A 23,925-nucleotide genomic window follows, 5' to 3' on the forward strand; every position below is an offset into this window, starting at 1 on the left:
AAAATATACATATGAAACGAAGTTATTTAGCTCTTATCACAACATTAGCATTCCTTAGTTCTTGTAAGGATAATGAGGTGTTTGAGAAGGAAATGTATAAAAATGAAGTAGCGTTGATAAGTAGTGATTATCACAATACTTTTAAGGAGGTAGTAACCTTGACAGGAGAGGAGGTGACTGGTTATATTGCTGCTTCTGCAGGAGGTACTCACGCTCCACAAAATGATTTGGTTATTGGGATTGAAGAAGATCCAACTCCTTTGGAGAGATATAACTGGTCACTATATGATGCATCAACAGAATTATATGCTAAATTATTGCCTTCTAGCAAATATGAAATTATGGATGACAAGATTGTTATTAAAGCGGGAGAATTAACCGGTCGAACAATGATCAAACTTAGACCAGATGGACTATCCCCAGACTCTAGTTATTTCATAGGATTAAAGGCCACAAATGAATTTGGTGTCGAGATTAATCCGAAGAAGAATTCAATGTTGTATCAAGTCATAATTGAAAATGAGTATGCCTCGCAAGCAAAAAATTCAGTTTACTCCATGGTGGGATATGCGGATGGACTATTAACAGCTGCTAATAAACAATTATTCCCATTATCGCGAAATAGTGTAAGAATGGTAGCAGGAAGTGAGACATTTGTATCTAAGGAAGCAAATATTAAACAAAACTCATTAATTCTTGAAGTTGATGATTATAACAATGTGACCATCAAACCTTATGGTACGATTGAAGTAGTACAGCTCAATAATGATCCTGCTTATCCAAATAAATATAGAGTAGAGGAAGCTTTTGGTATGCGTACGCGTGTATTTTTACTTTCTTACCAATATAAAATTGGAAATAAGACAATAACCGTTAAAGAGCGTGTAGAGAAATTAGAGAATTAAAAAATCTAAACTATGAAATTTTTGAACAATTTAAAATCAATATATCTATCAACGCCTGCTATTCCTATGGTGGCAATATGCCTTTTTCTATTAGTTGGATGTAAGGAGGATAATGACGATAAAGCTTTTTTTGCGATAAAGGATAATCTAACAACACTTCAGTCAACGGCTGATGGAACAGCACAAACAATAACGGTGCAATCCAGTGGTAATTGGAAGGTAGAGCCATTGCGTAAAGAACATTGGGTAAAGATAGAACCGATGGAAGGTAACGGGGACGGTACATTTACTATTACTGTTTTAGAGAACATGGACGAAGAAGCTCGTGAGTTACCTTTATTTTTTAAAGTAAATGATAGACTTCAAGACGCAGTTCTAAAAATATCACAAGATGGAGCTTTAATAGACGATAGTCAAAAGGAGTCTTATGTTAATTTCGATTCAAACCTTATGATATCTGAAATTCCAGAGGCAGGGTTAACACAAAACACAATTATTAGAGCGACTGGTAAATGGCGAATGGAAATTGAAGAAGGACAAGATTGGGTTACGTTTAGCCAGACTGAAGGAGAAGGTGATACACCGATCTCAATGACTGTAGCTAGAAATACCGATATCGTAAGACAGGCAAGTATAACTTTTTATTTAAATGAGGTGCAATATCCAACTCCAATTATTATCGCGCAAAAAGGTGTAAAATTACAAGTTGTGGGTGACGTGGTATTCACAGAGAATTTTAATTGGTTAACTTATGGAAGTGAAATTTTTGCGACTACAACAGGTGAGGCGCGAATATCAACATGGACTACTGATCAATTAGCTAAGGGATGGACAAGTACCATTAATACTACTGAAGGAGGAGGAAGCTACGCTTCTACATATGCTCGACAAGGATTTATAAAGTTGGGAAGAACAAATTATGGTGGGGATATAATTTCACCAAAATTGGAGAATGTACAACGTACCAAGAATCTATTAGTGACTTTTAAAGCTGTAAGGCATGGCGCTAATGATCACTATCTACTTACTGTAGGAGTAAATGGTCCAGGTACAGTAAGTAGAAGTTCATTTGATATTATGAACTATGCTAATCCAAATAATACTTCTGCATCATCTATAGCTGCTTGGCAAGCCTCTGAGGCAACTTATTCTTTCGTGATTAATGGTGCAACCAAAGATACACAAATTTGGTTTTTGGGAGGTGCATTTGATCAGAGATCTGGTAACTGGCCATCAACTACGAACCGTATATACTTAGATGATATCGAGGTTATAGTAACTAATTAATTTTGAAAAAGTCCATGAATACTATCTCTAGTAGCATGGACTTTTTTATATGATAACCAATTATTATGTCAAAAAAACATTATTATAGTCGTAGAAAATTTTTACAGGCTTCCATTGTTACTGGCTTGGGATTGACGCTTAATTTGTACAGTTGCACAAAAGGTACTTCATCACCAACCCAAGAGCCCCCCAATCCTACTCCCACGCCTACACCTGAAGATAAAACTTTGCGGATAACAGGTTTTGCACTGTCATCACGTATAGAATCGAGTAAAGGTTTTGAATATAAAATTACAGGTAAAGGTTTTGCGTCAGGTGATCAAATTTATTTTGAGTCAACCAATAATCTAGGTGCTACAGGCAAATTTACTATTAATAGTAAGAATGTATCTGCAGACAGTATTGAATTTGTATTTCCAAATAACATAGTTGCTGATAGTTATCGTGTTTCTGTTAAGAGAGGGACGCAGACTTTTCTATTAGGTACAACTATTTTAAATCTATATTTCAATGCTAATATTCCTGACAAAGCAGGAATGACTGTGAAGGGCTCCGTATATGCAAATGGTGTTGGTTTAGCCAATGTGGTGGTATCAGATGGGTTTGAAGTTACAAAAACGGATGAAAAGGGAATATACTATTTACCATCTGCAAAGAAAGCAAAATATGTTTTTATTTCTATTCCGGGAAATTTTGAGGTCAATACAAATCAAAGTGCTCCACAGTTTTTTCAGAAACTATCACAACCTGTGAATATCGTTGAAATAAGGGATTTTGAATTGAAACCTGTGAATAACGAGAAACATGTGGTCATGGTATTAGGTGATATGCATTTAGCAAAGCGAAATGATGACATTAATCAATTTCAAAAAGGATTTTTACCCGATCTGAATCAAACCATTGATAAATACAAAGCTGCAGGAAATAAGGTATATATATTAACGCTGGGAGATTTAACTTGGGAGACTTATTGGGAGTCTAGTAATTACGCATTGCCAGAGTACCTATCGGAGATGAATAAAATGAACGCTATGGTATTCAATACCATGGGAAATCATGATAATAACCCGAAAGCATTTAATGATTGGCCTTGTGAAGATAGGTTTAGAGACGTATTGGGACCGACATATTATTCATTTAATCTCGGTAAAGTTCATTACATTGTATTGGATAATATTGAATATATAAATACTTCAGGTACGCGAAATTACAATACAAAAGTAGTAGCTGATCAGATAGAGTGGCTTAAAAAAGATTTAGCTACTATCGCAGATAAGAGCACGCCGATAATATTATCTATGCATGCTCATTTGTACAGAAATCCATCTTTGAGCGGTACTAATGAAACTACATCGTTGAATATCACGAATGCTACTGAGCTTATAGCTGCATTTTCAGGATTTACAAATGTCAATGTGCTTTCGGGACATATGCATCTTAATTATAATGTAGAAACTACCGATGCTCCTAACATTATGGAACATAACACAGGGGCTGTGTGTGCTACTTGGTGGTGGACTGGTAATGTGGGCTATGCAGGCAATCATATTTGTAAAGATGGAACCCCTGGTGGATTTGCAATATGGGAAATGCAAGGACGTGATGTGAAATGGAAATACAAAAGTCAAGGCCAAGACGAGAATTACCAATTCCGTGCTTACGATTTGAATCAAGTGCATATAACAAAGGAAAAATTCGCACCTAATTATACAGGAAGCGAATGGAATACATACGCTGTAGAATATGCAAATGTGAATAGTAATAACGAAATACTTATCAATGTATGGAATTATGACAAAAAGTGGAAAGTAGAAGTATTCGAAGGAGATAAACCGTTAACTGTTTCACGAGTACGTGTACGTGATCCACTACATATTGTGTCTTATTCAGCACAACGATTAAATAGGAATGCCGTTCCTACAGCAGATTTTGTGACCACATTAACTGCGCACATGTTTAAGGCGAAGGCAGCTTCACCAACAAGTACCTTATTGATTAGAGTGACAGACCGTTTTGGCAATGTCTATGAACAAAATATGGTTAGACCAAAAGCATTTGGTTACTTAATGAAGTAATCGTGTTTTTTGTTGAAGGTTGATTTTTAAATTAATTACTGTGAGCTATGAAAAGAGTTATATTATCAAGTCTATTGTTTTTGATATTGGGTTTTACGGTACAAGGTCAAACAGAATTTGGTCTGAAAGCTGGCTTAAATAGCGCTCAATATAATTATAAGAAGTCTGAAATCATGGGTGATACGGAGGCTTTGCTACGTTATTATCTTGCTGGATACCTCGATACGCGTATGACGAGGTGGCTTTACCTTCATCCAGAAATTTCTTTACAGGGTAAGGGAAGCAAGCTGATAGAGTCGGAAGTAAGAGGAAGTACCAAAATTATTCAGAAAGTAAATTGGTTGGATTTAACATTTAATTTTCTTGGGAAACTTCCTGTTGATGGGATAGGAAGCGTTTTTGCTGGAGCGGGGCCTTACGTGGGGTTCACAATGGATGGCACAAATACGACCGCTGAAGGCAATTCTACTACTGCGGTGATTATATACGAAGACAATGCTTTAGAAAGATTCGATTACGGTGTTAATCTTTTGACAGGAGTCAAATTTGGTAAGCGACTATCTTTAAATGTCAGTTATAAGTTAGGTTTGCGCAATATTGCTGAAGATTACTTTAAATGGTCACCCAATGTGAAAAATCGTGTTTTCTCTGTTGGTTTAGGATTTGCGTTGTGAAATGTTTATTATAATTTAAGTTAGTTAGAGTAAGGAAAAAGGAGCTGTAAAGCTCCTTTTCTGTTTCTATTGATACCCTAATAATTTCATGACTTGTTTTGAATTTTGCTCTTCACCGAAAACTTCATAGTTGAAAGTCTCGTCTCTGTTGCGACGTATCAATACGTGCTTAGGAGAAGGCAACAAACAATGGTGAATACCACCATAACCCGACAATACATCTTGGTATGCTCCAGTGTGGAAGAATCCTAAATACTGAACTTTACGAGTTTTAGGCATGAATACCGAGTTCATGTGCGCTTCTTGATTGTAATAGTCTTGTCCATCACATGTGATACCACCTAAGTTTACACGTTCGTATTCTGAATCCCAGTTATTGATAGGTAACAAAATGTACTTTTGATTCAACGCCCATACATCAGGTAAATTTGTGATGAATGAACCATCAATCATAAACCATTTTTCACGGTCATTTTGTTGTTTACGACCTAGTACTTTGTATAAAATACCTGAAGCCTCAGCAACTGTGTATTTACCAAATTCAGTAATGATGTCAGGTTCCATTACTTCGTGGTGCGCACAGATTTGTTTGATGCGGTTTACAATTTCATTGACCATGTATTCATAATCAAAATCATGAACCAATGAATCTTTGAAAGGCATACCACCGCCGATATCCAATGTATCTAATTCAGGGTTGATTTTCTTGAATTTACAGTAAAGCGTTACATACTTTTCTAATTCATTCCAATAATACGGAGTGTCCGAAATACCTGAGTTAATAAAGAAGTGCAACAATTTCACTTTAAAGTTTGGATTGTTTGCTATTTTATTGTTGTAAAATTCAATAACATCCTCCATACGTATTCCCAAACGAGATGTATAGAATTGAGAATCAGGTTGCTCTTCCGAAGCAATTCGAATACCCAAAGCACATGGTTCATCCAATTCAATTTCATCATCATACAAATTGAATTCTTCCTTGTTATCCAATACAGGAATGATATTCTTGTAACCATCATGGATCATATCGATGATGTACTGTTTGTATTGGTATGTTTTGAAACCATTACAAATCACCGTAATATCTTTCGTAACCGTACCTTGACGCTCTAGTGAATCAATCATCGGCATATCAAATGCAGATGAAGTTTCCAAGTGAATATCATTTTTCAATGCTTCTTCTACGATGTGTTTGAAGTGCGAAGATTTGGTACAATAACAATACTTATATGAACCACGGTAATCGTGTTTCAATATTGCCGTTTGAAACAAGATTTTCGCTTGTTGTATTTTTTTGCTGACAATAGGTAGGTACGTAAAACGCAATGGCGTGCCATACGTTTCAATCATTTCCATCAAATTCAAATCGTGGAAATACAATTCGTCGTCGATGATTTCGAATCCGTCTTGGGGAAAACCAACACTTAAGTCAAGAAATTCCTGATAGCTCTGCATTTTTTATTATTTTTGCAAAGATATACTTTCATAATGAATACCTAAATACATTAGGTGTTATTTTTCTCGTTCATTATCAGAAAGATAGAATTATTACGCAATAATTACATGGCTAATTCGATACAAGATACACTCGTTCAACAAACTGTTGCCGCTGTCAAAGCGCTTTATGGTGCTGATATTCCAGAATCCCACATTTCTCTGCAAGAGACAAGAAAAGAATTTGAAGGTCAAATAACTATCGTTACCTTTCCCGTAACTCGATTCTCCAAAAAATCTCCAGAACAAACTGGTGCTGAGATAGGAGAGTATTTACAGCAAAATATTGATGCAATTTCGGCTTTCAATGTGATTAAAGGATTTTTGAATATCTCTTTAGCGGACTCGTATTGGATTTCTTTGTTGAATGAAACTATTGCCGCAAAAAACTTCGGTCAGTTTCCTGCTAATGGTAAAAAATTGATGGTGGAATATTCTTCACCTAATACCAATAAACCATTGCACTTAGGACACATCCGCAACAATCTGTTAGGTTATTCAGTAGCAGAGATTTTGAAAGCTTACGGTTATGATATTATCAAAGCTAACTTGGTTAATGATCGTGGGATCCACATCTGTAAGTCCATGTTGGCTTGGCAGAAGTTTGGTAATGGTGAAACACCAGAATCATCGGGCTTAAAAGGTGATCACTTAGTAGGTAAATATTATGTGGTATTTGATAAAGAATACAAAAAGGAAATCGAAGCCTTAAAAGCGGAAGGACAAACAGAAGAAGAAGCTAAGAAAAATGCACCTTTGATGTTGGAAACGCAAGAAATGTTGCGTCAATGGGAAGCGGGCAATGAAGAAGTTATTGCGCTTTGGTCAAAAATGAACGGCTGGGTGTATGATGGTTTTGCAAAAACCTACAAACAACTTGGCGTTGACTTTGATAAATTTTATTACGAATCAAACACCTATTTATTAGGTAAAGATATTATTCAAGAAGGTTTAGACAGTGGTGTTTTCTTTAAAAAAGAAGATAATTCGGTTTGGATTGATTTGACGGATGAAGGTTTAGACCAAAAATTGGTGTTGCGTGGTGATGGAACTTCCGTTTATATCACTCAAGATTTGGGTACAGCACAATTGAAATACGACGAATTCGGAATGAGTGAGTCAATTTATGTTGTTGGTAATGAGCAAGATTACCACTTCAAAGTGTTGTTCTCTATTTTGAAAAAATTAGGTAAATCTTGGGCTGATGGTTTATTTCATTTATCATACGGTATGGTGGATTTACCTTCTGGCAAGATGAAATCACGCGAAGGAACTGTCGTGGATGCCGATGATTTGATGGCTGAAATGGTAGAAACAGCACAATCGCGTACCGAAGAGTTAGGTAAAACAGAAGGTTTTTCAGATGAAGAAAAATCTGAATTGTACAATACAATCGGTATGGGTGCTTTGAAATATTTTTTGTTGAAAGTTGACCCTAAAAAGCGTTTGTTATTTGACCCGAACGAATCTGTAGATTTCCAAGGTCATACAGGTCCATTTATTCAATACACACACGCTCGTATTAAATCTGTTTTACGTAAAGCTGAATTTAATGTGAATACAGTAATAGCTATTCCTGCTAGTATTTCATCTTACGAACGTGACTTGATTCAAGCATTGGGACAATTTCCTACGGTAATTGAAATCGCTGCAACAGAGTTTAGTCCTGCACAATTAGCAAACTATGCTTATGAGATAGCTAAATTGTACAATAAATTCTATCATGAAGAGACTATCTTGAAAGCAGAAAATGAAGATGTTAAAACTTTCCGTTTACACTTATCCGCTTCCGCAGCAAAAGTTATCGCAGAATCTATGAGATTGTTAGGAATTCAAGTTCCGGAAAGAATGTAATCCCGTATTTCTAAATATAATTTAGTGAAATAATCTAACCAAAAGATGGTTAGATTATTTTTTTTGTCAAAATGTGATAATATTTTATATTTAATGAAATATTATAAAACATGAGTAAAATCACTTCTGCAATATCTGTTATTTTAGTGCTATTAATTTTTTCTTGTACAGAAATTAAAAATGATTTGCCTTCTCCTCAGGATACAACTTTTGAAGGTACTGCATATGGATATTTAATTTCTCAAAAGAAAGGGAAATTCGATTCCTTATTGAAAGCAGTTGATAGAGTGCCAACTCTAAAGAGTTTTCTGCAAAATTTTTCGAATTCCTTAACTTTTTTTGCTGTTGAAAATAAGTCATTTGAAATTGGAATTGACATAATGAATGAAAATAGAGTTTCTAATGGTTAATCCAAACTATTTATTAGCAACATAAAAGGTCTAGAAACATTGTTAAACAGGTATGTATTTAATGACAGATATCTAAGTAATGATATAAGAATTTCATTAGATGGTACAATGATGAATAGTCTGGATAATAATTACAGAATGCACGCACGTTACCGTCAAAAGGAAGGCGATAAAAATAAAACTCCAATAATATATTTAGAATTTAGTGATACGAATAGTTCAGTGTATAATATAGAATGGGATAAATCTGAAACTTCAGCAGTAGATAAGGAAACTAAGAATGGGGTGGTGCATATTTTGTCTACCCAGCACGAATTTGGATTTGGTAAGTTAATTGAATTTAATAAATAGTGCTTTTTATGGAAAATCATTTAGATATTCTTGTTCCCTCGTTAGGAGCTCTTTTGGTTTTGTTACCCATAATTTTCTTTTTGTTTCTTCGTGACATTAAGAAATTTAAATTCCTCTTTTATTTATTCTTAACGCTAACTTTTGGTATTGTATTTCTGATTTTACTAGCGAATTATTTGGATAAGGAAAATGCTTATCAATTAAGTCAGTATAGTTTGGCCTCTGAGGATTTAGAAAAAATCAATAGCTTGAAAAGAAGTTTGATGGGTATTGGATGGCCAATGAAGGCAATGATGGTCAGTCCTTTTTACCTAATTTATACCGTGTTGATTTATCCAATATTAAGCATTCTTCAAAAAGGTCTGTTACAAAGGAAACTTGGATAAGTATATATTTTATTATATTGCGCATCCAAGGATATAACTATGAAAAGATATAAAGTAGGACTGATAGGGTTTTCAATTGGGGGGCATGTTTTTCATGCACCATTTATTGCAAGTAATCCAGATTTAGAATTATATAAGGTGACTGCTCGTAAAGAGGAGCAGCAAAAAATGTTAGCTGAGCGCTATCCAGATGCGATTGGTGTATTATCAGCCGATGATATTATCAATGACCCCGAGGTTGATATTGTGGTGGTTGCTACCTCCAATGATGCGCATTACAGTTTGACAAAACAAGCTTTGGAAGCTGGGAAGCATGTCATTGTCGAAAAACCATTTACCAATACTACAGCCGAAGCGGATGAATTAATTGAACTAGCTAAAGCCAAAGGCTTGTTGTTATCAGTACATCACAATGCACGCTTTCATTCGGATTTCAAAACAGTAAAACGTGTGCTTAATCAGGGAAGATTAGGTAGAGTGGTAAGTTATGAAGCGCGATTTGACCGATTCCGTAATTTCTTGAGAGAAGGGGCGTGGCGTGAGCAAGCAGGACCAGGTTCTGGTATACATTACGATTTGGGAGCTCATTTAATAGATCAAGCTTTGCAATTATTTGGTCATCCAGAATATGTGTTTGCGGATTTGCGTGTACAGCGCGATGGGGCTGAAGCGATTGATGATTTTGAGTATATTTTGTCTTATCCACGTCTGAAAGTAACCTTAAGGGGGCAGATGTTAGCAAAGGAACCGACACCTCGATTTGCTATCTATGGCATGAATGGTTCGTTTGTAAAACGTGGCGTAGACCCTCAAGAAAATCTATTGCGCGCTGGAATTCGTCCAGAGTCAAAGGTTGACTGGGGAGTGGAATCGGCAGATATACAAGGTTCTTTGTCTTTGTTGGAGAATGGCGAGGATGTACATGAATATGTGTTGAGTGAAATCGGTACAGGTCAAGATTTTTATAAAAATATCGTAGCTACCTTAAATGGCAAAGAAGCTTTATTTATAAAACCAGAAGAAGCTCGCGATGTTATCCGCATTTTAGAATTGGGAGATATTTCTTGGAAGGAAAGAAGAACTGTTCCCGTTGCCGGAGAATTGATTTCTACAAAATATTAGTAAATCAAAATCCCGAAGTTAGATTAATTTCGGGATTTTTGTTTTTTATTAAAATGGTTAAACTAAATTTTCTTTACAGCGATATAGCAGACTTCTCCTATTGTCGAAGTGACGGGGAGCAATAACGGTTTTTGCTTTCTACTTCTAAATTTCCCACTTCTAACTTTTTACTTACTATTAACTTGTCCTATTTACGCAGACAACTTATCTTTGAAGCTTAATTCAAAAACATTGGTAAATTACGACGCGATAATAATTGGTGCTGGAGCTTGTGGACTGATGTGTGCAGCACAGGCAGGTTTGTTGGGTAAGAAAACACTCGTTCTCGAGCGAAATGATAAACCTGGCGCAAAAATCCTGATTTCAGGTGGAGGTCGTTGTAATTATACCAATTTAGGCACTACTATCGATAATTTCGTTTCTGAAAATCCCAAATTTCTGAATGCGGTCTTTTCACAATGGTCAGTAGATGATACCATTCAGTTTTTTGAAAATTTTGGTGGTATCAAGCCACAAGAAAAAACATTAGGTCAACTTTTTCCAACAACGAATAAGGCTAAGGATATTGTCGCAACTTTTACTAAGTTGGTTTATGAAACTGGTCAAGATTTGTGGTTAAATACATTAGTGAAAGGAATTCAGAAAGTTGATGAAGGATATGAACTTTCGATAGAGCGAAATGGTAAAGAGGAGAAAGTAAAGGCTAATAAAGTCGTATTTGCTTCTGGTGGTTTGCCTGTACACAAATTAGGCGCGTCAGATTTTGCATTGCGTGTAGCTCGACAATTTGATATGGAAATTGTACAAACTGCGCCGGCTTTAGTTCCGCTGACTATTACAGGTAAGGATGCCGATTGGTATGCTTCCTTATCTGGGAACTCTGTTTTTGCACGTGTCTATAACGATAAAATATCTTTCGAGGAGAATATACTTTTTACGCATTGGGGGCTGAGTGGTCCTGCTATTTTGCAGATTTCATCTTATTGGAAAGCTGGAGAAACTTTTACCATTGACTTGTTACCAAAATTTAAACTAGAAGATGTCATCAAGCAAGAACGTAATGATGGAGGTAGGCGTTTGGTCGGGCAGTTGCTCAACGATTATTTTACCAAAAAAATGGTCGATGCTTTGGGTAAATTCTTGCCGTTAGATATAAAAATTGCTTCACTGAGTAAAGTTGATGCAAAATTAATTATCGATACCATTCACAAATTCAAAGTAAAACCTGCAGGCGACAAAGGCTATGATAAGGCGGAAGTCATGCGAGGCGGTATTTCAACGACGGAACTAAACCCGAAGACATTGGAATCGAAGAAAAATCCAGGTTTGTACTTCGGTGGCGAGGCTGTGGACATCACAGGTTGGCTAGGTGGATACAATTTTCAGTGGGCTTGGGCAGCTGGTTTTGCAATAGCGCAGGATATATAATCATTTATTTTATAATAAAGTCTATTTATGTTATGGGCAAAAGAAAAGTTTTTGTATTTTGCATAATGCTAAACTTTAAAAAGTTAAGATTAGTACATTTACTATGAAAACATTTGATTATTAATAATAATCTATTCAATCTAACCCTTTAGTATTCAGAAGTTTTGTTATGATATGATGCATGTGCATTAATTATTTATATTTTAATAATGCTCTTAATATATGGTCAGTTATTAAACATCACTTTAGTAATATAAAAGGATTTTTTACCTATGAATCCAATACGAGTAACACTAGTAGAAGATAATGCTATCTTCTGTTTCTTATTTAAAAAATTTTTGGAAGATTATCCTTCCAGAAAAATCGTCGTTGAAGTTTTTTCAGATGGTAAAAAGGCTTGGGATCATTTTGTATCTATTCAAGGTCAGCCTGAATTATTTCCCCAAATGATTTTCATTGATATTAATATGCCATTTATGAATGGCTGGGAGCTAATAGAAAATCTGGTGGTAAATGATTTTAATTTTATTAAGGAGATTCCGAGTTATATTGTCAGTTCGTCGAAAAGTTCTTTAGATATAGGAAAATTTAAAGAATATAAATTTATCAAAGACTATATTATTAAACCAATTGATCGAGAAGGTATTTATGCAATTTTGGATAAATATCAAGAAGATCTTTTATGACCAAAATTATATATCAGTGGCATTAGTATTCAAAGAAGGAAGACCTGTAGTTCGATTAAGAGCCTTTAGAGCTATCGATGATCCAAAAACTTGTGAGAAATTTATCCAAGGACATGAACACGTGCTTACTGCAATAGGTGTGAAGAAGGTTACATCATCCAAAAACGATTGGATGTATAATCCTGCGGCATTCGTTTTAATTGTCGAATCGCTGGATGGAGAAAATGTATACGGAGGGGCGCGGATACATGTTGCGGGAGGTTCTCAACCGCTTCCTATTGAGGAAGCTACAGGAAAAATGGATCCATCAATTTTTGATTTAGTATGGGACTATGCACAAGAAGGAACAGGAGAGGGGTGTGGCCTTTGGAATTCTAGAGAGATTGCGGGATATGGTATCGGTAGCATATTCCTTACACGTGCAGCAATTGCCATCTCTCCGCAGATAGGAATCAAATCTTTATTTGCTTTATGTGCTCCATACACGATTAATCTTACAAAAAGTGTGGGATATAGACAAGAAACGAGTGTGGGTAATAATGGAACTTTTTATTATCCTAAATTGGATCTTCTTGCTACTACGATGGTTCTTGATGATGTGGATTCGTTGTCATTAGCATCCGAAGATGATAGAAATGCGATATTAGCTTTGCGAAATAATTTGGATTGTACTCGGATAGAAGTGTTGCGTTCTAAGGAAATCGAGATTCAATATCAATTAGGTTTAGATTTTAAAGGAAATTGGAATTTAAATGAGGTGATTGCGAATCTGTCCAAACGAACAAAGCTTGATAATGATATTGATGATAATGATATCCAAATAATGTAACTACAAGTTATAGCATATAGATATGAATGATAAATTTGAGAATTCCTATCCCTATAAACCTATTTTCTTCCATAACTCAAATATTGAAGATAGTGCTCGTCTATCGGCACTAAAAAGTAGTGAAGAAGTAGTATTTCTTTATGATGAAATAGAAAGACAGATCGCAGAACTCATACGCTGTCGCTTTCCAATGGGAATTCCGGAAGATAAAGCTAAAAGCTTACATAATGAAATTTTGGATGGTAAAGATTTGACAGATTATGGAGTTTGGGTGTATTATCCTTGGCGTAAAACATTAGTACATCTGTTAGATGAAAAAGAATTTGTAGAGGTACGGACTAATCGTAATCAGCTAAAAATAGCAAAGGAAGAACATGAGGAACTTGCAAACAAAACTATTGGAATAATAGGTCTGTCTGTTGGGCAATCTATTGCATTGACAATTGCGATGGAAAGAATTTGCGGACGTTTGAGACTTGCAGATTTTGACGCATTAGATCTAAGTAATATGAATAGACTGCGGACTGGAGTATTTAATATATCTGTGCCTAAAGTAGTAATTGCAGCTAGAGAAATCGCGGAAATTGATCCATTTTTGGATGTAGAAATTTATCCTGAAGGCGTATTAGATTCTAATTTTGATTTGTTTTTGAATGGCGATGGTGGTGTTGATGTACTGGTAGAGGTATGTGATAGTTTTGATGTTAAAATTAAAAGCAGATTAGTAGCACGAAAACACCATATACCTGTCGTTATGGATACTAATGATAGAGGAATGTTGGATATTGAACGTTTTGATTTAGAGCCAACGAGACGAATATTTCATGGATTAGCTGGAGATTTATCAGTAGAAAAGCTAAGTAAGTTGACGCAAGGAGAAAGAATGGGATATCTGATGAAGATTGTAGATGCTGCAAGTTTATCCCAAAAGATGAAAATGTCGCTTCCTGAGATAAATAAAACCTTGGCATCCTGGCCTCAGTTGGCCTCAGAGGTAGTTTTAGGAGGAGCTATTACGACCACAGTATGCCGAGAGATTTTACTGGGTCATGATGTGAAATCTGGACGACACTATTTGGATGTGGAAAAATTAATCAAAGATTAATAAGAATTGATATGAATATTAGAACTATTCTATTAATATTATATGTTTTCACAGTTTGCACTCTTGTCCAAGCAAATCCACCTTTCGTATTTACAGAGGAGGCTGGTAATAATTATATAGGTAGACATATTTCCATTTTAAAGGATCCAACTCGTACATTAACCTTTTCGGAGATTCAACAATTAAAAGATAAATTCATTGACATAGATCAGGATGTGCCAAATTTGGGAGTAGGGGATGCTACTAATTGGATTAGATTTACTGTAAAAAATGAATCAGATATTGAAAATTTAATTGTCAATCTTTCCCAAACAAATATTGATGAAGTTGTTTTTTATACAGTAAAAAATGGAATTGTAGATAGTATAGTTTCTGAGTCAAGTGGGAGTGGTAGTGGATTCATTTTCTCACATCAATTCTCTTTGTTCGATCTTCCAATAAAAAAAGGAGAAGAAATAGAGTGTTATTTTAAGTTATATAGTCATACGCAAATATCAGCACCAATATCCATTCATTGTCAAAAGAGTTTATTTAATAAGCTTTTAAATACTGATATATTTTCGGCTATATATATAGGACTCATGCTTTCGATGATACTATATAATATTTTCCTTTATTTTACGACACGCGAGTCACATTATTTTTCATATGTAAATTATATTTTTTGGGTTGTCGTAGCGCAATTAGCCATACTAGGTTTACTTGCACCATTATTGGAAATTGAAAATGATTGGATTAAAAGTAGATTACTAACATTTACAGGAGCAACCTCAGGTATTGCTGCGATATTTTTTGTAAAATCATTTTTGCAGACTTCTGAAAATTCTCCCAACTTCAATAAGCTACTGAATATCTTTATTCTTGGCTATCTAATTGCAATTGTATTATTAGGAGTAGGATTCATTACACCAGCATACAAAATGGTAAACTTTGTGGCTGGCGGAGGAAGTGCCATTGTGCTAATTTTGGCATTTCGACTTTCACGTCAAAAATATAGACAAACAAAGTATTTTCTTTTTGCTTGGTGTATTTTTTTGATTAGCGTTTTGGTCTATGTTTTGAAGGATTACAATGTTTTACCCTACAATTTTTTTACTTTACGATCTGTTCAAATAGGCTCATTTATTGAAGCTATACTTCTTTCCTTTGCATTAGGAGATAAGATAAATATCTACAGAAAGGAAAAGGAAGAGTCACAATCTAAAGCGTTGAAAATTTTACTTGAAAATGAGCGCTTGATAAGAGTTCAAAATACGGAGTTGGAGTTAAAAGTAAAAGAGCGAACAATGGATTTGACTGTAGCAAACGAATCTTTAAAAGCAACTTTGAAGAACTTGAAGGATACACAGTCACAGTTGGTAGAAGCTGAAAAAATGGCTTCATTAGGTCAGCTAACGGCAGGCGTGGCACATGAAATTAATAATCCAATCAATTTTGTGACTTCAAATGTTACTCCATTGCGTCGTGATATTGATATGATATGGGAGGCAATAGGAGAATTTGAGAAATTGGCTTTGAATTCGGATTTATCAGTTAATGAAAAACAAAATTGGATTGCACAATATAAAGATGATTTAGACTTTGACTACGTCAAAACTGAGGTAGAATATTTGCTCAAAGGAATGCATGAAGGAGCAAGTCGTACAGCAGAAATAGTGAAGAGTTTGCGTGTCTTTTCTCGTGTTGATGAGGACACGTTGAAATTTGCTGATATTAATGAAGGTGTGGAATCAACTATGGTAATCTTGAATAGTCTGGTAAAGGATCGCATTAATGTCATTAAAGAATATGGAGATATACCGTTTGTAGAATGCTATGCGGGCAAATTGAATCAAGTTTTTCTTAATATCATAACCAATGCGATATACGCTATTGACAAGAAATTTCCAGCAAATTCAGGTGGTATTTTGAAAATTGAGACAAGTTTATTGGATAATGGTTCTTCGGTTGCTGTTAAAATTTCAGATAATGGCATTGGAATTCCTGAAGATATTAGGAACAAAATATTTGAACCATTCTTTACGACTAAAGATGTGGGTGAAGGGACAGGATTGGGGATGTCTATAGCTTATAATACTATTGACAAGCATAACGGAAAAATATGGATTGAATCTGTTTTGGGAGAAGGTACTACGTTTAATATAGTAATTCCAATCAAGCAGACTATTAACTCATAGCTTACTATGGAAAAAATTGAAATTTTATATGTCGATGATGAAGTAAATAATCTACTGGGATTTAAAGCAAATTTCAGATTAGATTACATCATTCATATAGCTTCTAATACCAAAGAGGCAGAAAAGATTTTGGCAGAAAATCCAAATATTAGAATAATTTTCTGTGATCATCGTATGCCAGATGAATTGGGAGTTGATTTTTTATCCAGAATTAAAAAAGAATATCCTAGACCAATTCGTATACTATTGACCGCTTACGCGGATATGAGTGTGGTTATAGATGCGATTAATAAAGGAAATATCTTTAAGTTTGTTCGCAAGCCTTGGATGAACGAAGAAATAATATCGTCAATAGAAGAGGCTAATAAATTTTATATAGCTACCTCACTTTTAGACATTCGTAACCAAGAATTGCAAAAAGCGTATGATGAATTGGATAAATTCGCGTATAGTATAAGTCATGATTTGCGTGATCCATTGACGGGTGTGCTTTCAGCGATTACTTATGCTTTGGGGTATGATAAAGTGAAAGACATTCATGAATTATTACTACTCATGCAAGGATCTATTTTGAAATTGGATCAATATATTGATAGTCTTAGAGATTACTATCTATTGAGAAGAGGCGAGTTGTTGCTAAAAGATATTGACTTTCATGAAGTTGCAAATAATTTAAGAGATTTTTATCAAGTATCGGTAGAAAGAACACAAATCGATTTTAAAGTTGATGTGGATCAAGCTGCAGATTTTAAATGTGATATCTCACTAATTGAACTCATCATCCACAATTTATTGAGCAATGCATTCAAGTATCAAAGAGAAGGTGAGCCTAATAAATTCATTCATGTATCAATACATGTTGCTAAAGGTTTGGCAACAATTCAAGTAAAAGATAATGGTATTGGAATCCCCTTAGATGCTCAAGAAGAGATTTTTAAGTTATTCTATAGAGCGAGTACGCAATCACAGGGCATGGGATTTGGACTTTATAACGTACGTAGTGCATTAATTAAAATTAAAGGAACTATAGAAATCGAATCTGCATTAGGTGAAGGAACCACCTTTATAGTAAAAATTCTAAGTAAATAAGCTTTCTCTTAAGACAAAAGCTTCTGTCTTAAGAGAAATTCTAATTGTTCGTTTGATAGCTCTAGTTGAGAGAATTTTTCCATAGCAGATTTTCTATCTGCGTATATTTGATAAGCTCTTTGTATCGTGTCATCCAATTCCTTCTCATCCCAAGGTTTGGTCAAATAATGAAATATTTTACCTTTATTTACGGCATCAATTACAGCACTCATATCTGAGTAGCCTGTCAATAAAATTCGTATTGGCTCCGCATTGATATCTATTACTTTTTCCAAAAATTCTACACCTGTCATTTCCGGCATTCTTTGATCTGTAATAATGATATCAATTGGTTTTTTCTTAACAATTTCTAGGGCAGCATCGCCGCTAATAGCAGTGTGTACATTATATTTTATGCGAAAGGTAGCTTTAAATGAAAACAAGTTATTCTCTTCATCATCTACATAAAGAACTGATATTTTACTCATATTGTTTTTTTAATAGATAGAATTTGTGATGTAGGAATGGCTTAATACTATTAATGTGGAAGCCAAGGTACGGAAAAAATATAAAAATGTAAAACATTTATTGAATATTAATATATTAAAACGTTTGTTTTCAGGTGTTTCTATGAAATTAATGTGTATTCGATAAAATTTTTTAAGATTTTCAGAGGTTGTAATTTAGTTTTTGAGGTAGCGTTTAAAATGATACTAATCGTTTTAATAAATATTTGCTTCTAGAGAGGTTAAAATAGTTTTGATGTTAGTGAATTGAGTTGTAAAGTATCCCGCCAAAATATACTATTTTTAATTTTATAGGCTTAGCTTCCAATTCGTTAGGATTTGATGAAATCTAAGGCTTTAATTTTTCAATTTAAATCAATAGATTGGATAATAACCTACAAAATTATAAATAAACCTATGAAACCGTCACTATATGATGTACAATCTCTATTGAGAAATTCTATCCATGTAAAGGAGGTTGTTCAAAAGTCTTTAAGTGATCAATTACATTATCATAATGCCTACGAAATAGCACTCATCCTAAAGGGTAATGGAAGAAGAATTGTGGGTGACAGCGTGGATCGGTTTGTTGATGGCGACCTCACTATCATGCCCCCATACATGCCTCATGCTACGTATACAGAATCAAAGCATCATGTCGTTAATAATGATGAATCCATTCATGCAATCGTGATTTACTTTATGCCAGATTGGTTTGAAGATCGTCATTACAATTCAGTTGATTTTGCACCTATTCGTTTGCTATTTAGTAATTTGAAAAGAGGGATACGGATAGCTGGTGAGAGATATAATAATATTGTCTCCATGATAAATGAGATATCTGTAACGGAGAATAGCTTAGACCGATTATTAATATTACTACACCTAATAAAGGATTTAGCTACCAATGCTACCTTTGAATATTTGGCGAGTTCAATCTATCAGATTAGTAATCGCGATGATAATATTGAGAAAATAAATAAAATTTACAAATATGTCATGGAGAATTTTACCAACAAAATTAGTCTAGAGGAAGTTGCAGAAATCGCGTTTATGACACCACCAGCATTTTGTAAATATTTTAAAAACAGAACTAACAAGACATTTTCAAATTTTGTAAATGAAATTCGGATAGGATATGCCTGTGAATTATTACTTCAAGGAAATGATGATATTTCATCCATAGCTTATCATGCTGGCTTCAACAACCTTACCTCTTTCAATAAAAATTTTAAAAAATTCACCAAATTGACTCCTTCAGAATACAGAATGAAATCATTGGCAGTAATGGAATTAGCAGACTAATCAATAAATAGACTTTATATGTTCAAAAACAAAATCGTAATTATAAGCGGAGGAATAGGCGGAATAGGATTGGCAACAGCTAAGAAATTTGCGAGCCTTGGAGCGCATATTGCACTTGCGGATATTAAGAAAAAGGAAGACATTAATTCTCAAATTAATGAAATCAAAAGTTTTGGAGTAAAATGTTTATATACCTGTCTCGATGTCTCGAAATCTGATGATGTCAAGAGATGGATTGAGGAAGTAGAGCAAACCTTAGGAATACCAACAATAATTATTGTTAATGCAGCAATTACAAGACTTTCATCTTTTGACGAGACTTCTGCTACGCAGTGGGATTTGGACATAGCTGTAAATGTAAATGGGGCATTCTATATGAGTAAGTATGCGACAGAACTACTCAAACAAAAGCAAGAAAAGGGCAGAGTCGTGTTCGTTGGTAGTTGGGCTGCTCAGCATGTCCACAGTCATATGCCCTCTTATTCTGTCTCAAAAGCAGCGATTCAAATGCTTAATAAATGCCTTGCATTAGAGTTAGCGCCATACGGGATATTAGTGAACGAAATTGCGCCAGGTTATGTTGACGCTGGACTTTCTGGTCGTATATGGGATGAAAATCCTGGTCGAAGAGAAAAGGCTGCTGAACGAATTCCAACTAAAGAAGTAATATTAGCAGAAGAAGTGGCAGATAATATAGTATTCTTATGCGATCCAAAAAATCGCCATATGGTAGGTGCTTCTTTGTTGATGGATGGAGGACTCTCATTGAAATAAGCATATGCAAGATAATCTTATTTATAAAGACAATAATTATAAAGGGTTTGTTGGTGTAGCAGAATTGGATGTGACGCCTCCAATAGGAATATATTCACGAAATTGGGGGGCTGCATTACATAACCAATCAATTGGAAATCACAATTCCTTAAAAATAAGCTGTGTCACAATATCTCAGAAAGCTAATAGTACGCCATTAGTTCTTATAAGCCTAGACGCATGTGTGTGGAGAAGTTATGAATTGAAAGAAAGGATTTTAGGTAATATTAGAAGAGAATTTTCACTTCCTAAGGAAAACTTAGCATTTTGTCTTACGCATACGCATGCAGGTCCTGTATTATCCGAAGAGTTGGACGAAGAAGTTGGAGGAAACTTGAATAGATATTATATTCAAGTACTAGAGGCCCATATAAGTAACGTCATTACTGAAAGTTTAAAAAATAGATCATTAAGTGTCATCACATGGAAATATGGCAAATGCTCTTTAGCAAAAAACCGAGATTTATTTCTTGAAGATGATAACAAATTCATAACAGGATTTAATCCCGCTAATAGTTCCGATGATACGTTATTAGTAGGGCGAATAGTAGATGTTAAGACAAAATATATAAAAGGAATCATAGTAAATTATGCCTGTCATCCTACTACATTGGCTTGGACCAATAAACTTGTCTCCGCTGATTATGTGGGCGAGATGAGAGATTTTATAAATTGCGAATTTGAATGTCCTATATTGTTTGTACAAGGAGCTTCTGGTGATTTAGCTCCACAAATTCAATATACAGATGACCTTCATATTGTCAAATCAAATGGGAAAATTCTAGCTTATTCTATTCTATCTATTTTAGAACAGATGTTACCCATTGAAGAGGAAATGTATCTTAAAAATATTGTAGCATCAGGTGCTGATTTGGCAAATTGGGATTTAGCAAGATCCAGTTCCAACAGTACTTTAACTGCACATATCTTACCTATTGTTTATAGATTGAAAGATATGCCGAGTTTGGAAGAAATCTCAAAACAGATGCAATCTGAAGCTTCACGTGTGGAGAAGGAAAAATTGTTTAGGCTCAAAAATTTACGCATTCAATTTGGAAACAGTGATAGTGTGACAATTGGTGTGTGTGTATGGCAGATAGGAGACGCATTATTTGTTGGGCAACAAAATGAGGCTTATTCTGATTTTCAGCTAGTTCTGAGAAGTTTTTTTAGTGCGAAATCTATTATTGTAGGTAATATAGTTAATGGCTCGGCGGGCTATTTACCACCAAAAGAACTTTATACGCAGGATTGTTATACGGTAAAACAAACTCCTTTTGCTGCAGGATGTTTAGAAAACCTTATACAGCATACGTTATCCTTTATTAATAATTTAAAATCTAACTGATTATGGAATCAAGAAGAAATTTTTTACAAAAACTTTCCTTGGCGTCTTTTGGTGCTTTATTAGGAGGTTCTTCAAATTTATTTGCTACTGATAAGCATCTACAAATTGACAATATTGATTCTTATGATGCCCTGTCTACCAGCCGAAAGGTAAAAGTCGGTTTAGTTGGATATGGATTTTCAAAATTTTCAGCTGATTTTGGTTTTCAAAATCATCCAAACGTAGAAATTGTAGCTGTAAGTGATATTATTCCGGAAAGATGTCAAGCATTAGCCAATCATGTAAAGTGTTCAAAAAAATATGCCTCACTTGAGGAATTGGTAAAAGATAAAGATATTGAAGCCGTATTTATAGCTACTGACGCACCTAGCCATGGTCGTCATGCTATTCTTGCTTTGAATCATGGTAAGCACGTCGCAGTAGCAGTTCCTGCAATTTTTAGTGATTTGGAAGAGGCACATCAATTACAGCAAGCGGTTGAGCGTAGTGGTAAGCTTTATATGATGTTTGAAACTTCATGTTATAGAGAAGATTTGTATGCTATGCGACAAATTTATAGAGCTGGGGGATTTGGGAAGATTCTTTATTCTGAGGGAGAATATTTGCATTATAAACCTAATGGATTGCCGAGTTACAATAATTGGCGAGATGGAATTCCTCCGATGTACTATATTACTCACGCCACTGCCTATCATTTAGCAGTGACTGAGGGGTACTTCACAGAAGTTTCTTGCTACGGAATAGAAAGTACCTTGGATGTACTTAAAAATGGAGACAATGTGTATAATAATAAATTTGGAACTGAAGTAGCTATATTCAAATCCAATGATGGAGGTTTGTCTAGAATGATGTATAGTAATGACACAAATGGTCCTTTTGCAGAGGAGGGGAGAGTTAGAGGTGAGAAAGGCTCTTACTCTAGAAGTAAAAAATACCATGGTGAAATGAAAGATTTACCTAATGTATCAAGACCTCAATTGCCGGAAGGAGTTCCTGCCGGAGGACATGGGGGATCGCATGGACAACTAACACACGATTTTATCACTTGTATTTTGAACCATACGAAACCTTGGATTGACGTGAGGTTGTCATTAAATTTAAGTGTGCCTGGCATTGTTGCACATGAATCAGCTTTGCATAATGGCAAAACATTATCCATACCACATTTTTAAATTATCACCAACACTAAAATGAGTGTTGGTGAATTGAATTTAGGTTGTATATGTAAATATATTTGTTTTGAATCCTGAATATGGCAAATTCTTGATTACAAATGTGGAGCCTGCCAATGGTTGGCTTTTTAAATTTTCTTCATTTAATCCAATTTTAGCTGTTGTAATATACAGATCATTTAGATTATCACCACCAAAAGTACAAGAGGTGACTTTGCTTACTGGAAGGTGAATTTCTCCTATTATTTCTTTTGAAATTGGATCAAATCGGATTACTTTGTTGCCATTCCATAGTGCTATCCATAATTTTCCTGCTGTATCGATGGTCATTCCATCTGGAATTCCGTATCGATCTTCAAAGGCGTATAGCTCTTGTTTATTATTAATATTGCCATTATTATAATCGAAAACAAATAATTTTCTAACGCCGGTATCGATTAAATAGAATTTATTTTTTTCTAAATCCCAAGCTAATCCATTTGAGCATGAAAGCTTTGGTAAAGTCAATATTATATTTTTACTAGGGGATAATTTGTATAAATTAGCTACTTCTTTCTTATTATAAACTTCATCCATTGTGCCTGCCCAAAAGTTACCCAAAGGATCTATTTTACCATCGTTGAATCTATTGTCTGGGAGAGTAGCCTCAGGAGAGGCTATTAACGTATTCTCTCCTGAAGCTAAATCAGTAAAATATATACCTTTTTTTTGTGCTGTTATGAGAATTGAAGGATTAGATGTAAGTGCTATACAACCAATTTTTTGACTTATAGCTACAGCATCTGTTTGTCCATTTGTAGGATTATAACAAAATATTTTTTGACCAAAAATATCCACCCAATACAATCTTTTTGTTCTATAGTCCCATAGGGGGCCTTCTCCTAGTTCTGATTGAATATGGGATACCAATTCCCAATTGTCTTTCAT

General features: G+C 34.7%; 22 protein-coding genes. 19 read left to right on the forward strand and 3 right to left on the reverse strand.

Features of this window, described 5'->3' with window-relative positions; genetic code table 11:
- Window positions 1-11: 11 nt before the first annotated feature.
- The 4 genes from GOQ17_RS04755 (at window position 12) to GOQ17_RS04770 (ending at window position 4,941) form a co-directional block, all read left to right on the forward strand.
- Window positions 12-905, forward strand: a complete 894-nt coding sequence (locus tag GOQ17_RS04755; protein ID WP_159635541.1) for a BT_3044 domain-containing protein — start codon at window positions 12-14, stop codon at window positions 903-905.
- A 12-nt stretch (window positions 906-917) separates the two neighbouring features.
- Window positions 918-2,192 (forward strand): BACON domain-containing protein, encoded by a 1,275-nt coding sequence (locus GOQ17_RS04760; protein ID WP_159635544.1) that lies wholly within the window; start codon window positions 918-920, stop codon window positions 2,190-2,192.
- A 65-nt stretch (window positions 2,193-2,257) separates the two neighbouring features.
- On the forward strand, window positions 2,258-4,267 hold the full coding sequence (locus GOQ17_RS04765; RefSeq protein WP_159635547.1) for a calcineurin-like phosphoesterase C-terminal domain-containing protein: 2,010 nt from the start codon (window positions 2,258-2,260) through the stop codon (window positions 4,265-4,267).
- Between the two features lie 47 nt (window positions 4,268-4,314).
- The gene (locus tag GOQ17_RS04770; RefSeq protein WP_159635550.1) at window positions 4,315-4,941 is read left to right on the forward strand and encodes an outer membrane beta-barrel protein; all 627 of its coding nucleotides are present in this window, start codon (window positions 4,315-4,317) and stop codon (window positions 4,939-4,941) included.
- Between the two features lie 66 nt (window positions 4,942-5,007).
- On the opposite strand, the gene GOQ17_RS04775 is transcribed toward GOQ17_RS04770, so the two are convergent.
- Window positions 5,008-6,399, reverse strand: coding sequence for an arginine decarboxylase (locus GOQ17_RS04775; RefSeq protein WP_159635553.1), 1,392 nt, complete (start codon window positions 6,397-6,399; stop codon window positions 5,008-5,010).
- Window positions 6,400-6,507: 108 nt separating this feature from the next.
- On the opposite strand from GOQ17_RS04775, the gene argS reads away from it, so the two are divergent.
- From argS to GOQ17_RS04830, 11 genes are all read left to right on the forward strand, one after another.
- The gene (gene argS, locus GOQ17_RS04780) at window positions 6,508-8,292 is read left to right on the forward strand and encodes an arginine--tRNA ligase (RefSeq protein WP_159635556.1); all 1,785 of its coding nucleotides are present in this window, start codon (window positions 6,508-6,510) and stop codon (window positions 8,290-8,292) included.
- Window positions 8,293-8,402: 110 nt separating this feature from the next.
- Window positions 8,403-8,702, forward strand: coding sequence for a hypothetical protein (locus GOQ17_RS04785; RefSeq protein ID WP_159635559.1), 300 nt, complete (start codon window positions 8,403-8,405; stop codon window positions 8,700-8,702).
- A 39-nt stretch (window positions 8,703-8,741) separates the two neighbouring features.
- Window positions 8,742-9,053 carry a hypothetical protein gene (locus GOQ17_RS04790; protein WP_159635562.1) on the forward strand — a complete coding sequence of 104 codons (312 nt, stop codon included), beginning with the start codon at window positions 8,742-8,744 and terminating at the stop codon, window positions 9,051-9,053.
- Window positions 9,054-9,061: 8 nt separating this feature from the next.
- Complete coding sequence (locus GOQ17_RS04795) at window positions 9,062-9,439, forward strand: hypothetical protein (RefSeq protein WP_159635565.1); 378 nt, start codon at window positions 9,062-9,064, stop codon at window positions 9,437-9,439.
- Between the two features lie 39 nt (window positions 9,440-9,478).
- Window positions 9,479-10,561 (forward strand): oxidoreductase, encoded by a 1,083-nt coding sequence (locus GOQ17_RS04800; RefSeq protein WP_159635568.1) that lies wholly within the window; start codon window positions 9,479-9,481, stop codon window positions 10,559-10,561.
- Window positions 10,562-10,840: 279 nt separating this feature from the next.
- A complete protein-coding gene (locus GOQ17_RS04805; RefSeq protein WP_159635655.1) occupies window positions 10,841-11,989 on the forward strand; it encodes a BaiN/RdsA family NAD(P)/FAD-dependent oxidoreductase in 1,149 nt (382 codons plus the stop codon).
- Window positions 11,990-12,261: 272 nt separating this feature from the next.
- Window positions 12,262-12,675: a response regulator gene (locus GOQ17_RS04810; protein ID WP_159635571.1), complete on the forward strand. Its 414-nt coding sequence runs from the start codon at window positions 12,262-12,264 to the stop codon at window positions 12,673-12,675.
- Between the two features lie 16 nt (window positions 12,676-12,691).
- Window positions 12,692-13,504: a hypothetical protein gene (locus GOQ17_RS04815; protein WP_159635574.1), complete on the forward strand. Its 813-nt coding sequence runs from the start codon at window positions 12,692-12,694 to the stop codon at window positions 13,502-13,504.
- Window positions 13,505-13,526: 22 nt separating this feature from the next.
- The gene (locus tag GOQ17_RS04820; RefSeq protein ID WP_159635577.1) at window positions 13,527-14,609 is read left to right on the forward strand and encodes a ThiF family adenylyltransferase; all 1,083 of its coding nucleotides are present in this window, start codon (window positions 13,527-13,529) and stop codon (window positions 14,607-14,609) included.
- A gap of 11 nt (window positions 14,610-14,620) precedes the next feature.
- A complete protein-coding gene (locus GOQ17_RS04825) occupies window positions 14,621-16,786 on the forward strand; it encodes a sensor histidine kinase (protein WP_159635580.1) in 2,166 nt (721 codons plus the stop codon).
- Window positions 16,787-16,792: 6 nt separating this feature from the next.
- Window positions 16,793-17,875: a sensor histidine kinase gene (locus tag GOQ17_RS04830; RefSeq protein ID WP_159635583.1), complete on the forward strand. Its 1,083-nt coding sequence runs from the start codon at window positions 16,793-16,795 to the stop codon at window positions 17,873-17,875.
- An 8-nt stretch (window positions 17,876-17,883) separates the two neighbouring features.
- On the opposite strand, the gene GOQ17_RS04835 is transcribed toward GOQ17_RS04830, so the two are convergent.
- The gene (locus GOQ17_RS04835; protein ID WP_159635586.1) at window positions 17,884-18,342 is read right to left on the reverse strand and encodes a response regulator; all 459 of its coding nucleotides are present in this window, start codon (window positions 18,340-18,342) and stop codon (window positions 17,884-17,886) included.
- Between the two features lie 435 nt (window positions 18,343-18,777).
- Here GOQ17_RS04835 and GOQ17_RS04840 point away from each other — a divergent pair, with 435 nt between their 5' ends.
- Genes GOQ17_RS04840 through GOQ17_RS04855 form a run of 4 tightly spaced genes read left to right on the forward strand, consistent with a single transcriptional unit; the run spans window position 18,778 to window position 22,998 of the window.
- A complete protein-coding gene (locus GOQ17_RS04840) occupies window positions 18,778-19,665 on the forward strand; it encodes an AraC family transcriptional regulator (protein WP_159635589.1) in 888 nt (295 codons plus the stop codon).
- An 18-nt stretch (window positions 19,666-19,683) separates the two neighbouring features.
- Window positions 19,684-20,439, forward strand: a complete 756-nt coding sequence (locus GOQ17_RS04845) for an SDR family NAD(P)-dependent oxidoreductase (protein ID WP_159635592.1) — start codon at window positions 19,684-19,686, stop codon at window positions 20,437-20,439.
- Between the two features lie 4 nt (window positions 20,440-20,443).
- Window positions 20,444-21,826 carry a neutral/alkaline non-lysosomal ceramidase N-terminal domain-containing protein gene (locus GOQ17_RS04850; RefSeq protein ID WP_159635595.1) on the forward strand — a complete coding sequence of 461 codons (1,383 nt, stop codon included), beginning with the start codon at window positions 20,444-20,446 and terminating at the stop codon, window positions 21,824-21,826.
- A 2-nt stretch (window positions 21,827-21,828) separates the two neighbouring features.
- On the forward strand, window positions 21,829-22,998 hold the full coding sequence (locus GOQ17_RS04855) for a Gfo/Idh/MocA family protein (RefSeq protein ID WP_159635598.1): 1,170 nt from the start codon (window positions 21,829-21,831) through the stop codon (window positions 22,996-22,998).
- A gap of 39 nt (window positions 22,999-23,037) precedes the next feature.
- On the opposite strand, the gene GOQ17_RS04860 is transcribed toward GOQ17_RS04855, so the two are convergent.
- The gene (locus tag GOQ17_RS04860) at window positions 23,038-23,925 is read right to left on the reverse strand and encodes an SMP-30/gluconolactonase/LRE family protein (RefSeq protein WP_159635601.1); all 888 of its coding nucleotides are present in this window, start codon (window positions 23,923-23,925) and stop codon (window positions 23,038-23,040) included.

The sequence above is a fragment of the Sphingobacterium composti genome (assembly GCF_009829075.1).
Taxonomy (GTDB): domain Bacteria; phylum Bacteroidota; class Bacteroidia; order Sphingobacteriales; family Sphingobacteriaceae; genus Sphingobacterium; species Sphingobacterium composti.